This is a genomic window from Caulobacter sp. AP07, assembly GCF_000281955.1.
GTDB lineage: Bacteria > Pseudomonadota > Alphaproteobacteria > Caulobacterales > Caulobacteraceae > Caulobacter.
The window spans coordinates 22,404-37,878 of sequence record NZ_AKKF01000173.1; the positions used below are offsets into that span (position 1 = coordinate 22,404).

The 15,475-nt window shown below is 70.6% G+C and carries 14 protein-coding genes; 5 read left to right on the forward strand and 9 right to left on the reverse strand.

Annotated elements, in window-relative coordinates; all coding sequences use genetic code 11:
- Positions 1-58 precede the first annotated feature (58 nt).
- Together PMI01_RS15325 and hutC are read left to right on the forward strand one after the other, a co-directional pair.
- Positions 59-1,480, forward strand: coding sequence for a formimidoylglutamate deiminase (locus PMI01_RS15325; RefSeq protein WP_007670550.1), 1,422 nt, complete (start codon positions 59-61; stop codon positions 1,478-1,480).
- Positions 1,477-2,196: a histidine utilization repressor gene (gene hutC / locus PMI01_RS15330; protein ID WP_007670551.1), complete on the forward strand. Its 720-nt coding sequence runs from the start codon at positions 1,477-1,479 to the stop codon at positions 2,194-2,196. Before PMI01_RS15325 ends, hutC begins: the two co-directional genes overlap by 4 nt.
- Positions 2,197-2,199: 3 nt before the next feature.
- Here the strand turns inward: hutC and PMI01_RS15335 are convergent, their stop codons facing one another.
- The 4 genes from PMI01_RS15335 to PMI01_RS15350 form a co-directional block, all read right to left on the reverse strand.
- Positions 2,200-2,391, reverse strand: coding sequence for a hypothetical protein (locus PMI01_RS15335; protein WP_007670552.1), 192 nt, complete (start codon positions 2,389-2,391; stop codon positions 2,200-2,202).
- A gap of 60 nt (positions 2,392-2,451) precedes the next feature.
- Positions 2,452-3,213 carry an SDR family NAD(P)-dependent oxidoreductase gene (locus PMI01_RS15340; RefSeq protein ID WP_007670553.1) on the reverse strand — a complete coding sequence of 254 codons (762 nt, stop codon included), beginning with the start codon at positions 3,211-3,213 and terminating at the stop codon, positions 2,452-2,454.
- Between the two features lie 181 nt (positions 3,214-3,394).
- Positions 3,395-5,020, reverse strand: coding sequence for an alpha-L-fucosidase (locus PMI01_RS15345; protein ID WP_007670556.1), 1,626 nt, complete (start codon positions 5,018-5,020; stop codon positions 3,395-3,397).
- Between the two features lie 20 nt (positions 5,021-5,040).
- Complete coding sequence (locus PMI01_RS15350) at positions 5,041-7,233, reverse strand: BNR/Asp-box repeat protein (protein ID WP_007670558.1); 2,193 nt, start codon at positions 7,231-7,233, stop codon at positions 5,041-5,043.
- Positions 7,234-7,466: 233 nt separating this feature from the next.
- Between PMI01_RS15350 and PMI01_RS15355 the strand changes: the two genes are divergently transcribed.
- Together PMI01_RS15355 and PMI01_RS15360 are read left to right on the forward strand one after the other, a co-directional pair.
- Entirely contained in the window at positions 7,467-9,920 is a 2,454-nt protein-coding gene (locus PMI01_RS15355) for a glycoside hydrolase family 3 protein (protein ID WP_007670560.1), read from the forward strand.
- A gap of 64 nt (positions 9,921-9,984) precedes the next feature.
- Complete coding sequence (locus tag PMI01_RS15360) at positions 9,985-11,925, forward strand: sialate O-acetylesterase (protein ID WP_007670561.1); 1,941 nt, start codon at positions 9,985-9,987, stop codon at positions 11,923-11,925.
- On the opposite strand, the gene PMI01_RS15365 is transcribed toward PMI01_RS15360, so the two are convergent.
- The 5 genes from PMI01_RS15365 to PMI01_RS15385 form a co-directional block, all read right to left on the reverse strand.
- Positions 11,922-12,371 (reverse strand): MarR family winged helix-turn-helix transcriptional regulator, encoded by a 450-nt coding sequence (locus tag PMI01_RS15365; RefSeq protein ID WP_007670562.1) that lies wholly within the window; start codon positions 12,369-12,371, stop codon positions 11,922-11,924. The two genes, PMI01_RS15360 and PMI01_RS15365, sit on opposite strands and share 4 nt — an antisense overlap.
- Positions 12,368-12,784, reverse strand: a complete 417-nt coding sequence (locus tag PMI01_RS15370; protein WP_007670563.1) for an organic hydroperoxide resistance protein — start codon at positions 12,782-12,784, stop codon at positions 12,368-12,370. Before PMI01_RS15370 ends, PMI01_RS15365 begins: the two co-directional genes overlap by 4 nt.
- Positions 12,785-12,894: 110 nt before the next feature.
- Positions 12,895-13,368 (reverse strand): ester cyclase, encoded by a 474-nt coding sequence (locus PMI01_RS15375; protein ID WP_007670564.1) that lies wholly within the window; start codon positions 13,366-13,368, stop codon positions 12,895-12,897.
- Between the two features lie 76 nt (positions 13,369-13,444).
- Positions 13,445-14,146: a DnaJ C-terminal domain-containing protein gene (locus PMI01_RS15380; protein WP_007670565.1), complete on the reverse strand. Its 702-nt coding sequence runs from the start codon at positions 14,144-14,146 to the stop codon at positions 13,445-13,447.
- Between the two features lie 112 nt (positions 14,147-14,258).
- The gene (locus tag PMI01_RS15385; protein WP_007670566.1) at positions 14,259-14,600 is read right to left on the reverse strand and encodes a hypothetical protein; all 342 of its coding nucleotides are present in this window, start codon (positions 14,598-14,600) and stop codon (positions 14,259-14,261) included.
- 115 nt (positions 14,601-14,715) lie between these two features.
- On the opposite strand from PMI01_RS15385, the gene pdxH reads away from it, so the two are divergent.
- Positions 14,716-15,381 (forward strand): pyridoxamine 5'-phosphate oxidase, encoded by a 666-nt coding sequence (gene pdxH, locus PMI01_RS15390; RefSeq protein WP_007670568.1) that lies wholly within the window; start codon positions 14,716-14,718, stop codon positions 15,379-15,381.
- Positions 15,382-15,475 lie beyond the last annotated feature (94 nt).

Here is a 15,475-nt window from a genome sequence, read left to right on the forward strand (position 1 = left end):
CCCCTTGCCGTCGGCTTCAATATGTATAGACATATTCACGCGCCACGAGGATTGTCCAGTGACCGACGCCGAGATTTCGCCAGCCGCCTACCAGCCCCCGGGGGCGCCCGTGAGCCTGTGGTTCGAGCAAGCCCTGCTGGCCGACGGCTGGGCGCGCGACGTGCGGCTGACCCTGAGCGACGGGATGATCGGCCGGATCGACACCGGCGTGGCCCGCCAGCCGGACGAGCCGGCCCACGGCCCGGTCGTGCCCGGCCTGCCCAACCTGCACAGCCACGCCTTCCAGCGCGGCATGGCCGGCCTGGCCGAGGTGCGGGGTCCGTCCAATAGCAGTGGGGGCGTCGACAGCTTCTGGACCTGGCGCGAGGTGATGTACCGCTTCGTCGATCGCCTCGACCCCGAGGCGCTCCAGGCCATCGCCGCCCTGGCCTATGTCGAGATGCTGGAGACCGGCTTCACCCGGGTCGGCGAGTTCCACTACCTGCACCACGACAAGGACGGCGGCGCTTTCGCCGACCCCGCCGAGATGGCGGCGCGGATCGCGGCGGCGGCCGACGAGACCGGCATCGGCCTGACCCTGCTGCCGGTGTTCTACGCCCATGCCGGCTTCGGCGGCGCGGCGCCGGGCGCGGGCCAGAGGCGGTTCATCCACGACGTCGACGGCTATGGCCGGCTGATCGAGGCCAGCCGGCGCGCGGTGGCCGGCCTGCCGAGCGCGGTGGTCGGGATCGCCCCGCACAGTCTGCGAGCGGTGACGGGCGAGGAACTGACGGCGATCATCCCCCTGGCCCAGGGCGGCCCGATCCACATCCACATCGCCGAGCAGACCAAGGAGGTCGACGACTGCCTGGCCGCCACCGGCCAGCGTCCGGTGCGCTGGCTGATGAACCACGCCGAGGTCGACAAGCGCTGGTGCCTGGTCCACGCCACCCACATCAACGCCATGGAGACCGAGCGCCTGGCCAGGAGCGGCGCGGTCGCCGGCCTGGCGCCCATCACCGAGGCCAATCTGGGCGATGGGGTGTTTCCCGCCGCCGACTTCCTGGCGGCCGGCGGGGCGTTCGGCATCGGCTCGGACTCCAACGTGCTGATCGACGCGGCCGAGGAGCTGCGGACCCTGGAATACGCCCAGCGCCTGACGCGGCGGGCCCGCAACGTGCTGGCGGGCGGGGCGGAGCGCTCGACCGGCGGCGACCTCTATCGCGCGGCCCTGGCCGGCGGGACCCAGGCGCTGGGCGCGCCCTCCGGCGGGCTGAAACGGGGCAGGCCGGCCGACTTCGTGACCCTGGACCGGGCGCACCCGGCCCTGATGGCCCGCGACGGCGACGCCCTGCTGGACAGCTGGGTGTTCGCCGGGCGACACGGAGGCGTGGACGGCGTCTGGCGTCACGGCCGCCAGGTGGTCAGCGGCGGGCGCCACCACGGGCGCGAGGCGATCGTCGCCCGCTACGGGACCGCCTTGAGGAGCGTGCTGGGTTGAACGACGCATCGGCCACCCTGCACCAGCGCATCCGGGGCGAGATCGAGGACCTGATCCGCTCGGGCGCCTGGGCGCCGGGCCGCAAGGTTCCGTCCGAAGCCGAGCTGATGACCCGGTTCGGCTGTTCGCGGATGACGGTCAACAAGGCGATGTCGGTGCTGGCCGAGGCGGGCCTGATCGTCCGCCGTCGCCGCGCCGGCTCGTTCGTGGCCCGGCCGCGGGTGCATTCCACCGTGCTCGACATCCCCGACATCCAGGCCCAGATCCTGGCGCGCGGCGAGACCTACGCCTTCGACCTGCTCGACCAGCGCCATCGCAAGCCCAAGGCCGGCGACGCCGAGGAGGTCGGGCTGGCGGCGGGCGGCGAGCTGCTGGCGTTGCGCGGCCTGCACGTGGCGGCCGGCCGGCCGTTCGCCCTGGAGGACCGGCTGATCAGCCTGGCGGCCGTGCCCGAGGCGGCGTCCACCGACTTCGCCGCCGAACCGCCCGGCGCCTGGCTGCTGCACCACGTGCCGTGGACCGAGGCCGAGAACCGCATCAGCGCGGTGGGCGCCGACGCCGGGGCGGCCGAGCTGCTGGCGCTGGATGTCGGGACAGCCCTGCTGGCGGTCGAGCGCCGCACCTGGCGGGCCGGCGAGCCGGTGACCTGGGTGCGGCAGCTGTTTCCCGGCGAGGCCTACGACCTGGTGGCGCGGTTCGGCCCCGCCCGGGGGTAGGGGTTACCTGGACTTGGCGGTCAGGTCGGCGTGGGCGGCGTCGATGGCTTCGTCGCGACCGGTCGGGTGCTTGGCCAGGCGCGTCTTGGCGGCCTTGGCCACCTCGGCGGCGCGCGTGGGGGTCAGGGTCGCAAGGTAGCGATGGGCCTTGAGCTTCTGGTCGACGGTGACGCCGCGCCTGATGGTGTCGGTCATGGAAGGCTCCTTGGATGAGGCGCTGGTCTACAGGCTGGGGGCGTTGACGGATAGAGACCCTTACAGCGACTGCCCGTCGTCCACCGTGAACACCGACCCCGTCACCGCCCTGGCGGCGTCCGAGGTCAGGTACAGCGCCATGGCCTCCAGGTTGCCGGTCTCCATCAGCCGCTTGCGCGGGAAGGTCGCCACGAGCCTCGTACCGCCTTCGCTGTCGAACCATTCGTCGTTGAGCTCGGTCTTGATGTAGCCGGGGCACAGGACGTTGACGTTGATCCCCTTGCGCGCCCATTCGCGGGCCAGGCTCTTGCCCATGTGGGCGGTGGCGGCCTTGGAGGTGACGTAGGCGGTCAGGCCGGGCAGCACCTTGTGGGCCCCGATCGAGGCGACCAGCAGGATGCGGCCGCGCTCGCTGGCCGGGCTGTCGGCCTGGATCATCCGCCGGGCGCCTTCGCGGGCGGTCAGGAACACGCCGCGCGTATTGACCGCCAGCACCTTGTCGAAGTCGTCGATGCTGATGTCGAGCGCCGAGCCCTGGACGCTGATCCCGGCGTTGGCGATCACCGAGTCGGGCGGGCCGAACGCGGCCTCGACGGCGTCGTAGCCGGCGATCACCGAGGCCTCGTCCTCGACGTCCATCGTGAAAGCCTGGGCGACGCCGCCGGCCGCGGTGATCTCGGCGACCAGGGCGTCCAGCTTGTCGGCCCGGCGGGCGGCGGCCGCGACCTTGGCGCCGGCGCGGGCGGCGGCGCGGGCCAGGTTGGCGCCGATGCCGGAAGAGGCGCCGGTGACGAGGAGGGTGCGGCCGGTGAGGTTTGTCATGGGGGAAGGCCTCTCGAAACCCTCTCCCAGAGGGAGAGGGAGGGGCCCATGCGCAGCATGGGAGGGTGAGGGGTTTAGATGTTCGAGATGCTCGCACCGGGTCAAGATTGACACGGCGTCACCCCTCACCCTCCCACGCTCTTCGAGCGCGGGCCCCTCCCTCTCCCCTCCGGGAGAGGGACTAGGTCAACCCCGGCCCCGAGATCTTCAACACCGGCGTGAACGCCGGCCGCGCCTCGGGCAATGTCACCCGCAGCCCCTTGCCGTCGCGGACAAAGCTCAGCGGCTCGCCGCCGCCCAGCAGTTCCACCCGCCGCACCTCGCCGGCGCTGGTCGGGCCGCTCGTCGCCAGGCTCTCGATCACCAGTTCGCCCACCGGCCAGGCCATCGGCAGGGCGTAGAGGTCGCCGGCCTTGGTCACGAAGCGGATGTCGGTCGCCTGGAACGGCTTGGCGTCGCCCTCGTTCTGCATGCCCTCGACGAAGCGCGTCGGGCCCTCGCCATAGATCCGCCAGGGCCGCGAGGCGTAGATGGCCGGGCCGTTGACGGCGATCCAGCCGGCCATGCCCTCCAGCACCTTCTCCTCCTTGTCGTCGATCGTGCCGTCGCCGCGCTGGGGGATCGAGACCAGCAGGCAGCCGTTCTTGCTGACCACGTCGATCAGCCGCTGGATCACGTCCCGGGCGCTCTTGTAGCCGTCGCGGTCGTAGAGCCCGCGGTCGTAGTGCCAGTTGCCGATGCAGGTGTCGGTCTGCCACGGCTCGGGCCGCAGGCGGTCGGAGAAGCCGCGCTCGACATCCTCGACGATGCCCCGGCGCTGCAGGGGGCTGAGCTTCTTGCCGGTGACCACCACGTCGGTCGCGCCGCGCCAGGCGCGGACCTGGTTGTAGTAGTGGGCGGTGGCCTCCAGCCCCGCGCGGCCCAGCGGCAGGGTATAGTTGTCGAAATAGACCATGTCGGGTCGATAGCGGTCGACCAGGTCGTTCTGGCGCGCCAGCCAACTGCGGACGAAGCCCGGATTGTTCGGCGGCGGGGTTTCGATCCACTCGCCGTCGTGGGCGTCATGCCAGGCGTTGGCGGCCTTGATGCTCTCCATTCCGTCCGGGATCAGCATGTTGCGGCCGGTATAGAGCTCCTGCGGGTCCAGCCCCTGCCACCATTTGCCCTGGCCGTCGACCTTGGTCAGCCGGAAGGCGTCGTAGCGCTGGCCCTTCAGCGGACCCTCGGCGTCGTAGCCATAGGCCGTCTGCCACCAGTGCCAGGCGTGGGCCGCATGGTTGGAGACCCCGAACCGCATGCCGTGGGCGCGGGCCACCTTCTCCCAGGTCCCGACGATATCCCGCCCCGGACCGACGCGCAGCGTGTTCCAGGCGTGGTGGCGGCTGGCGAACATGTCGAGGTTGTCGTGGTGGTTGGCCATCGACATGAAGTACCTGGCCCCGGCGGCCTGGTACTTCTTCATCAGGCCTTCCGGATCCCAGTTCTGCGCCTTCCAGCGGGGGATGAACTCCATGAAGCCGAACTGGGTCGGGTGGCCGTAGGTCTTGACGTGGTGCTCGTAGACCCCGTTGCCCTGCATATACATCTGGCGGCCGTACCAGTCGCCGTACTCGGGCACGCATTGCGGCCCCCAGTGCGACCAGATGCCGAGCTTGGCGTCGCGGAACCAGTCGGGCGTCCGGTAGCCGGCGGCCAGCGAGTCCCAGCTGGGCTGGAAGCCACCTTTAGTCGCGGCGAGGGCCGGCGTGGCCGAGGCGGCGGCCAGGCCGGCGCCGAGGTTCAGGATGTCGCGGCGGTTGAGGGCCATGGGTTTTCCTTCGGACACTTCTACTCTTTCGCCGGAGCGGGGTCGCCATAGACGATCCCCCGGCCATGGACGCCCAGATAGACCCGGCCGAACCGGGCCGGGTCGCCGGTCAGGGCGCGCAGTTCGGCGAAGCCCCAGCGGTCGTCGTTGAGCTTGAGCCAGGTCTTGCCGACATCGTCGGAGCGGAACACGCCCTCGACGCCCTCGACCTTGCCCCAGATGAACACCGCCGGATGGGTCTGGCCGGGCGCGGCCTTGCCGAAGCCGACCAGGCCGGCGTCGTCGACTCCGGCGATCCGCTTGAAGGCGGCCCCGCCGTGGGTCGAGCGCATCAGGCCCTGGCGGGTGGGCAGCCAGACCTCGGCCTCGACACCGGGGACGGCCTTCAGCGGCCCGGCGCCCGGCAGGTCGCGGGCGACGGTCCTGAAGGTCTCGCCGCCGTCGGTGCTGGCCAGGACCGCGCCCTGGGCGGCGTCATACAGGTAGAACCGCGACGGGTTCACCCGGTCCGAGGCCGGGATGAAATTGGGCTGGTCGCCGGCCGTGACGCCCTGGACCGGGCGCCAGGTCTGGCCCTGGTCGCTGGAGACATAGGGCGCGGCCTTGCGCATCGCCCAGACCATCCGCCGGCCGTCGGCCGACAGGGCGATGCGGCCGGTCTCCTTGCTGGCCTCGCGCGGCGGCGAGCTGGCGAAGGCCGTCCAGGTCTTGCCGCCGTCGGTCGAGCGGAAGCCGCCGGTCGGGGTCGGGTCGCTGGTGCGGACCATGACCTCGGGGGCCAGTTCGGCGAAGTCCAGGCCGCGATTGGTGCCGCCGTGCGGGTCGAAATAGCGGCTGTTGGCGACGGTGGTCAGGTCGTCGTGGCGGAAGCCGCCGATGTCGCCGATCGTGCTGATCAGGGGCGCGTGCCCCGAGGCGCTATCGGGCGGGCTGACCAGCTCCAGCGGCACGGTCTCCTCGATACCCTCGTCGTCGAACCGCCAGTCGGTGCGGCCCGAGCGGTCGGCCTCGGTCAGGTTCCTGGTCCGCCACAGGCCGTAGCCGGTGACATAGATCGCCTCGTCCGGATTGGTCGGGTCGATGTCGAAGTCGCCGATCCAGTGGCCCATCTCGCGACCGGCCTTGCCCTCCAGGCGTCTGACCCAGGCAGCGCGGCCGACGTCGTGATGGGCCTTGTCGCGCAGGGGCTTCCAGCTCTTGCCGCCGTCGGTGCTGCGGAACACCTCGTCGCCGACCACCCAGCGGTCGAGGGTCGAGACCATGACCACGCCCGGACGGCTGGGGTCCAGGCTGAGGCCGCCGTAGCCGAACACGTCGGTCCCGGACGGCTTGACCGGGGTGATGTCGGTCCAGGCGCCGGAGTTGGGGTCCAGGCGCCAGACCGCGCCGTCGGTGACGCCGTTGGGGCCCAGGCCGTTGCCGTAGGTGACATAGACCCCGCCCTTGGCGTCGAGCGCCAGGTGATGGGGGATCAGGCCCTTGGGTTGGTCGCCGATCGCGCCCCAGGTCGCGCCGGCGTCGGTGCTGACCAGCAGGCCGCCGCCCTTGGCTCCGGCGACGCCCGCATAGACGATCGCCGTCTCGCCGGTCTTGACCGTTTCGACGGGATCGAAGGCCAGCACGGTGACGTGCAGCCTGGGGAAGCTCTCGACCCTGGACCAGGTCGCGCCGTGGTCGGCGCTGCGATAGAGGCCGTCCTTGGCGCCCAGCAGCAGCACCGCGCCCTGGTGGGGATCGACCATCAGCCGCTCGCCGGTGTTGCGGCCATCCTCGTTGCCGCCGATCTTCACCGGCAGTTCGGCCTTGGCCCAGGTCGCGCCCCGGTCGGTGGAGCGCAGCAGCGCGCCGCCGCGCGCGTTGGGGCCGGTATATTCGCCGGCCGCCATGTAGAGGCGGTTGGAGTCCTGGGGATCGACGGCCAGGCTGAGCGCGCCGGACAGCTGGTTGTCGGCCCGCGTCAGGCCGTCGTTGAGCGCCACCCAGGCGCCGGCCTGGCGGTCCAGACGATAGGCCCCGCCGATGTCGGTGCGGGCATAGACCAGGCCCTTCTCGGTCGGATGATAGACGACGCCGCTGACGAAGCCGCCGCCCAGCACCTCGGCGCCGCGCCAGGCGTAGGGCTGCACGGCCGGCGGCGCGGCGAGGGCGGGGCTGAACGAGACCAGCACGCCGGCGGTCGCCAGCAGGGCGAGGGTGGTTTTGAACGAGGGCACCGGGGTTTCCGTCTAGCCGGCGGGGGTCAGGCCGACCGCGACCCTGGCCGCGCCCGCCGGCATGGCGGCTCGATTTCCCCACATTTTCGCGCTCCCCGACGTTTCTATTTGTCACATAAATTAGATCGTATATGCATCACCGTCGAGCTTTTAGTTACCGCTACCAGAATGCTAAGGCCGCGCTGTCGGTCGGCTGACAGCGTTGTCGGCGGCAAGAATGAGAAAGTTTGGGGATGAACACCAAGGCCTTCTGCGTGGCGCTGCTGGCGACCACCCTTCTGACCAGCGCGTCGTTCGCGGCGGACTCCAAGAGCACCGCCCATCCCGCCCTCTGGCCCGTCGCCAAGAGCCAGGGCGTGGTCGATCCCCAGACCGAGGCCTTCGTCGACTCGCTGCTGGCCAGGCTGACCCTCGAGGAGAAGGTCGGCCAGATGATCCAGGCCGACTTTGCCTCGATCACGCCGGAAGACCTGAAGACCTATCCGCTGGGCTCGATCCTGGCCGGCGGCAGCTCGCCGCCGCTGGGCGCGCCGGACCGCTCGCCGATCGGCCCGTGGGTCAAGTCGGTCGAGGCCTTCCGCGACGCCGCCGCCCAGCGCCCGGGCGGCGCGCACGTCCCGCTGATGTTCGGCATCGACTCGGTGCACGGCAACGGCAACGCGGTGGGCGCGACGCTCTTCCCGCACAATATCGGCCTGGGCGCGGCGCGTGACCCCGAGTTGGTCCGCAGGATCGGTGCGGCCACCGCCCAGGAAACGGCCGCCGCTGGCTTCGACTGGGCGTTCGGCCCCACCCTGACCGTGCCGCGCGACGACCGCTGGGGCCGGGCCTATGAGGGCTATTCGGAAGATCCGCAGATCGTCCGCGACTATGCCGGCCAGATGATCCTGGGCCTGCAGGGCGCGGTCAGCCAGGGCAGCGTTATCCAGCACGGCCACGTGGCGGCCAGCGCCAAGCACTTCCTCGGCGATGGCGGCACCCACGAGGGCCACGACCAGGGCGACACCCAGGTCTCGGAAGCCGAGCTGATCCGCCTGCACGCCCAGGGCTATGTGCCGGCCATCAACGCCGGGACCCTGACGATCATGGCGTCGTTCAACAGCTGGAACGGCGAGAAGATGCACGGCAACAAGAGCCTGCTGACCGACGTGCTGAAGGGGCGGATGGGCTTCGACGGCTTCGTGGTCGGCGACTGGAACGGCCACGGCCAGGTGTTCGGCTGCACGCCCAAGAACTGTCCGCAGGCCGCCAATGCGGGCCTGGACATGTACATGGCGCCCGACAGCTGGAAGGAACTCTACGCCAACACGGTCGCCCAGGCGAAGTCGGGCGAGATCCCGATGGCCCGCATCGACGACGCCGTGCGCCGCATTCTGCGGGTCAAGGCCAAGATGGGCCTGTTCCAGCAGGCGCGGCCGCTGGAAGGCGACGCGACGGTGATGGCCTCGGCCGAGCACCGCGCCATCGCCCGCCAGGCGGTGCGCGAGTCGCTGGTGCTGCTGAAGAACAACGGCGTGCTGCCGATCAAGGCTTCGGCGAACGTGCTGGTGGCCGGTTCGGGGGCCGACGACATCGGCCAGCAGGCCGGCGGCTGGACCCTGTCGTGGCAGGGCACCGGCAACACCAAGGCCGACTTCCCCAACGCCCAGTCGATCTATGCGGGCCTGAAGGAAACGGTCGAGGCGTCCGGCGGCAAGGCGACGCTCAGCATCGACGGCGGCTTCGACAAGAAGCCCGACGTCGCCATCGTGGTGTTCGGCGAGACGCCCTACGCCGAGGGCGTCGGCGACATCAAGACCCTGGAATTCCAGCCCGGCGCCAAGACCGACCTGGCGCTGCTGAAGAAGCTGAAGGCCGCCGGCGTGCCGGTGGTGGCGGTGTTCCTCAGTGGCCGGCCTCTGTGGGTGAACCCCGAGATCAACGCCTCGGACGCCTTCGTGGCGGCCTGGCTTCCGGGCAGCGAAGGCGGCGGGGTCGCTGACGTGCTGGTCGGCGACGCGGCGGGCAAACCGCGCGCCGACTTCCGCGGCAAACTGTCGTTCAGCTGGCCGCGCACCGCCGGCCAGTTCACGCTGAACCGCGGCGACAAGGGCTACAATCCGCAGTTCGCCTACGGCTACGGCCTGACCTACAAGGACAAGGTCCGCCTCGGGACGCTGTCGGAAAAGCCGGGCTTCACGATCGCCACCGACAACGTCAGCAACTACTTCGTCGGCGGCAAGACGCCGGCGCCGTTCGAGTTCAGGCTGACCCCGACCACGGCCGCGCAGATCCGCCCGGTGGACGCCGGCAACGTGCAGGAAGCTGGCCGCCAGCTGGCCTTCTCGGGCGACATCGAAGCCAAGGCGGCGATCACGGCCGACAAGGCCTTCGACCTGTCGTTCCAGACCAATGCCGACATCGACCTGCTGATCGACTATCGCGTCGACGCCAAGCCGACCGCGCCGGTCGCCCTGTCGATCGGGGTGGGCAGGCTGGACGTGACGCCGGTGCTGGCCGCCTCGCCGGTGGGCGAATGGAAGAGCCTGAAGGTGTCGCTCAAGTGCTTCCAGGCGGCTGGAACCGACGTGACCAAGGTCACGGCGCCGTTCGAGCTGTCGACCGCCGGCAAGCTGGTGGTGTCGGTGCAGGGCGTGAAGCTGACGACGGATCCGGCTGGCGCGGTGTGCCCGGGCAAGGCTCAATAAGTCCCAATATCCGCTCATCCCGGCGAAAGCCGGGATGAGCGGAGCGGAAGAAAAGGCAGTGCCCATGCGTTCGAAGATCCTCGGCCTGCTGGCCGCCACCGCCCTGGCCAGCCTGGCTGGCGCGGCCCAGGCCGCGCCCTTGCTGGCCCCGGTCTTCACTGACCACGCCGTGTTGCAGCGCGGCCAACCGATCCGGGTCTGGGGCGCGGCTAGGCCGGGCGAGGCCGTGACCCTGACGCTGGGCGACGCCGAGGCCACCGCGACGGCCGACGCCGAGGGCCGCTGGTTGGCCACCTTCCCGGCCCGGGAGCCGGGCGCGGCCTTGACCCTCACGGCCAGGGCGGGCGACGAGCGCCAGACGATCTCGGACCTGCTGGTCGGCGACGTATGGCTGTGTTCGGGCCAGTCGAACATGGAATATCCGCTGCGCCGCGCCCTGGGCGGCGAGGTCGAGGCGGCCAGGTCCGCCGACCCCAATATCCGCCTGCTGCAGACCGGCCGCACCAGCCTGCCGGCCCCGACCGGCGCCCTGCCCAAGGAGGCGGTGTGGCGGGTGGCCAGCCCCGAGTCCGCCAACAACTTCAGCGCCGCCTGCTTCTTCATGGGCCGCGAGATCAAGAAGACCACCGGCGCGCCGATCGGCCTGATCGACGCCACCTGGGGCGGTTCGGTGATCCAGGACTGGATCAGCCGCGAGGGGCTGCACGCCCTGGGCAATTACGACGAGGGCCTGGCCATCCTGGCCGACTACGCCAAGTCGCCGGAAACCGGCATGGCCCACTGGACCGCCCAACTCGGCCGCTGGGCCGCCAAGGCCGAGCCGCAGGCCGTGGCCTGGAGCCGCCCGGACTTCGACGACCGCGACTGGAAGACCATGCCGGCCGAACGGTTCTGGGAGACCAATCCCGGACTGGAGACCTTCGACGGCACGATCTGGCTGCGGGCCACGATCGTCCTGACAGCCAAGCAGGCCAGGCAGGGCGCGACCCTGGCGCTGGGCCCGATCGACGACCTGGACACCACCTTCGTCAACGGCCACGAGGTCGGCTCATCGCAGGGTTGGGACAAGCCGCGCGCGTACAGGATCGCCCCGGGCGTGCTGAAGGCGGGCCCGAACGTGATCGCCGTGCGAGCCATCGACACCAGCGGCGGCGGCGGGGCCTGGGGGCCGGCGGCCGAGAAGGGGCTGAAGCTGGACGACGGCTCGTTCGCGCCGCTGGGCGGGACTTGGCGCTACAAGGTCTCGGCCACCATCGCCCAGAGCGGCCTGCCGCCGACCGCGCCGTGGGTGGGGACCAGCGGCCTGTCGACCCTGCGCAACGGCATGATCGCGCCGCTGATCCCCTACGGGTTGAAGGGTTTCGCCTGGTACCAGGGCGAGGCCAATGTCGCCGAGCCGCAGACCTACGAACGGCTGCTCAAGGCGCTGGTCGCCGACTGGCGCAGGTCGTTCGAAGGGGCGGACCTGCCGTTCCTGGTGGTGCAACTGGCCGACTTCGGGCCGCGCCAGACCAAGCCGGTCGAGTCCGGCTGGGCCGGCGTGCGCGACGCCGAGCGCCGCGTCGCCGCCGCCGACCCCAAGGTCGGCCTCGCCTCGGCGGTCGACATCGGCGACATCTACGACATCCATCCGGCCAACAAGCTGCAGGTCGGGCTGCGCCTGGCGCTGCAGGCCCGCAAGCTGGCCTATGGCGAGAGCACGCTGATCGCCGCCGGACCGGCGCCGGTCTCGGCGACGCGCGACGGAACCTTGGTGTACGTGCGCTTCGACCAGCCGATGGTGGTGCAGGCCGGTCCTCGGCCGACGGGTTTCGAGCTGTGCGACGCCGACGGCGTCTGCCAGTTCGCGAACGCGGGCCAGCGCGGCGACCAGGTCGTCTTGTCGAACCCGTCGAACGCCCCGCCGGTCAAGGTCCGCTTCGCCTGGGCCGACAGCCCGATCATCAATCTCTATGGCGAGACCGGCCTGCCGGCGACGCCGTTCGAACTGGTGATCGAGCCCTAGACCGCCAGGGTCTTGAGCCGTTCGCGCAGGTCGCCCAGTTCGCTCAGCGGCAGGTCCAGCAGGCAGAGAAGTTGCTCGGGCACGGCCTTGGCCCGGTCGCGCAGGGCCGCGCCGGCCGGGGTCAGGGTGACGACCACCCGGCGCTCGTCCTCGGGGTCGCGCGCCCGGGCGATCAGGCCCTGGGCCTCCAGCCGCTTGAGCAGGGGCGTCAGGGTGCTGGACTCCAGGTCCAGCGCCTCGCCCAGGGCGCCCACCGTCCGGGGGCTGGCCTCCCACAGCACCAGCATGGCTAGGTACTGCGGATAGGTCAGGCCCAGGGCGTCGAGCAGCGGCCGGTACAGCCGCGTCACGCGGTTGGCGGCGCCGTAGAGGGCGAAGCACAGCTGGCGGTCGAGGCGCAGGGCCTCGACCGTGTCGTGCCTGGTGCTGTCGGTGTTCTGGCTCATGCGGCCTTTGTGGTGATGGCGACATCGACATTGCCGCGCGTGGCGTTGGAATAGGGGCAGACCTTGTGCGCCGTCGCAACCAGGGCTTCGGCTTCTTCCTGGGTCAGGCCCTGGGTTTCGACTTCCAGCGCCACTTCCAGCTTGAAGCCGACTTCGAGCGGGGCCAGGCCGACCACGCCGGTGACGGTCGAGCCGGTCAGGCCGATCTTCTGCTGGCGGGCGACGAAGGCCATGGCGCTCTGGAAGCAGGCGGCGTAGCCGGCCGCGAACAGCTGCTCGGGATTGGTGCCGTTACCCTTGCCGCCCAGGGCCTTGGGCATGGCCAGGGTGACGTCCAGCAGGCCGTCGTCGGTGCGGACGTTACCTTCGCGGCCGCCGGTGGCCGTGGCGCGGGTTTGATAGAGGGTGGACATGAGAGGCTCCTGTGATGGTGTAGTGATGACGATTTAATCGTGCGCGATTATATATCAAGAGCTGGGTGATGATTTTTATCGTGCGCGATCTTTTGGGGCGTCCGTCGCCGCTAGGCCTTGGCCTTCGCCGCCTCGACCAGCGCGCTCAAGGCCTCCATCGGCGTCAGGTCGCCCAGCAGTTGGCGCACGATGGTCAGGGTGTCGGAATAGATCCGCTCGCAGACCAGAGTCTCGCCGTCGAACAGGAAGAAGGCGGTCATCTGGCAGGCGAACGGCCGGCCGGTGGCGGGTAGGGGGCCCAGCGGGCCCTTCTGCGTGCCCTCGAGGATGAACTCGACCACGATCCCGTCGTCGATATGGCGCAGCGACAGCAGGGTGTTGCGCTGGTCAGGGAAGGTCTGGCGCGAGGTGGCGTAATAGCGCTCGACGTCGGGGCGGCCGTCATGGACGGCGCCGGTGGCGATGATCTCGTAGTGGGGGTGGGGGAAGGTCGCCAGCACCTTGTCCCAGGCGTGGTCGATCTCGTCGGCCATGTGCTCGCGCACGATCGTCTCGCGCCGGGCGCGCAGCTGGTCCTGGGTCATCGGTCTTTCCTCCCGTCCGCTCTTCGGCGGCGTCGGGAAGCATAGAACCATCAAAACGAATGTTTGGAAGTGCTGTTTACGCCGCCCAAGCCGCCGCGAAGCGCTTCAACAGCGAGCGGGCGGCGCTCTCGGCCCCGCCGTCGACGGCCTCCAGGCGCAGGAACAGGTCGCCCTGCCGATGGGCGCCGCGGGCCGGCAGGCCCTGGCCGGGCAGGCGCACCAGGCCGCGGGCGGCGGCCTTGGTCGAGATCCACACCAGGCGCGGGCCGATGGCCGTGGCCACCTCGATGCGCCCGCCCTCGGCGAGGACGCGGGAGTCCAGGCGAGCGGTCAGCCACAGGTCGTCGCCGCGCACCAGGGCTTGCGGATCGGTCTTGACGGCGACGCGGAACACCACGTCCTCGACCCGCACCTTGTCGTCCTCGCGCAGGCCGGCGGGCAGGGTCAGGCGCAGCTTGCGGGCGTCGACCATCATTTCCAGGGTTCCGCCGGCGAAGGCCATGGCGGTGTCGATCGTCAGGGTGGCCTGCTCGACGCGGGCCGGCTCGGCGACGGCGGGCGGGAAGTGGATCTGTGGGGTCGGATTGTCCTGCAGCAGGCGATAGGCGGTCAGCACGTCGCGGAACAGGGCCGCGTCGCCGCCGGGGCGGTCGGGGTGGGCGCGCTTGGCGGCTTCGCGATAGGCGGCCCGCAACTCGCGCTCGTCGGCGCCCGGGGCGACGCCGAGGATGGCGCGCGCGGCCTGGAGGCTGAGAACGGAGGGAGCGCGGGCGGTCATGCCGCCGACCCTGCCGCGACTTGGTCAACGGGGCGTTAAGTTAAGACTTTCGAGCGTCTTCGAGCCAAGTGGAGACCGGTTCGCGTGAAGTAAAGCGCGCCAGGACAAGACCCTACCGGATGTGGCCGCTCATCAGCCACACCAGGCCGAAGACGCCGCACACCCCGGCCGCGAAGACGATCACCGCCCATGAGCCGCTCTTGCGATACCAGGTCACCGGGACGTCGACGTCGGGGCCCTCGAGCCGCGCCTGCTCGGCGGCGCGGTTGCGCAGCTTCAGCAGGTTCCAGGCCCCGGCCGCGAACAGGAAGACCCCGCCGATCGCCAGGATGATCCAGTCCTGGACGTCGTCGCCCTTCCACCGGACGGCCTCGATCCAGCCGACGCCGAGCCCGGCCGCGCACCACAGCGCCAGGGGAATCCAGGCCAACCGCGCCCGCGTGCCGAGTTTCATGGGAGTTCAAATCCTGGGGCGCGGAACCGTCCGCGCGCGTGGGCGGCAGATGCGCGCGTCAAGCTTGGCGCGTCAAGCGTGGCCCCACGCCGACGGGCGCCCTATATCGGTGGACATGACCGACGCGCCCCTGATCCCCGCCTCGCCGTCCGAGGATGACTATGTCCGCCAGGTGACGCAGGCCACGCCGCCGCCGCTGCTGCCGGAGGGCGATCCGATCCGGCTGTTCGAGGACTGGCTGGCCGAGGCCGGCAAGGGCGAGCCGCACGATCCCAACGCCATGGCGCTGTCGACGGTCGACGACGACGGCCTGCCGGACTCGCGCATGGTGCTGCTCAAGAGCGTCGATGCGCGCGGCTTCGTCTTCTACACCAACACCGAAAGCGCCAAGGGCGTTGAACTCGGCGGGCATCCCAAGGCCGCCCTGCTGTTCCACTGGAAGTCGCTGCGCCGCCAGGTGCGGGTGCGCGGCGTGGTCGAGCCGGTGACGCCGCAGGAAGCCGACGCCTATTTCGCCAGCCGCGCCCGCCACAGCCAGCTGGGCGCCTGGGCTTCGGACCAGTCGCGGCCGCTGCCCGACCGCCTGGCCCTGGAGCGGCGGGTGGCCGAGATGGCGCTGAAGTTCGGCCTGGGCAAGGTGCCGCGCCCGCCGCACTGGTCGGGCTACCGCGTCGTGCCCCAGGTCATCGAATTCTGGCGCGACCGCCCGTTCCGCCTGCACGAACGCCTGGTCTATGAGCGGGTCGGCGAGGGTTGGGCGACCAAGCGGCTGTTTCCGTAGAAGAACCCCTCTCCCAGAGGGAGAGGGAGGGGCCCAAGCGTAGCTTGGGAGGGTGAGGGGTTTAGACGTCAAACGGCGTGCCGGCAGGGCGCTC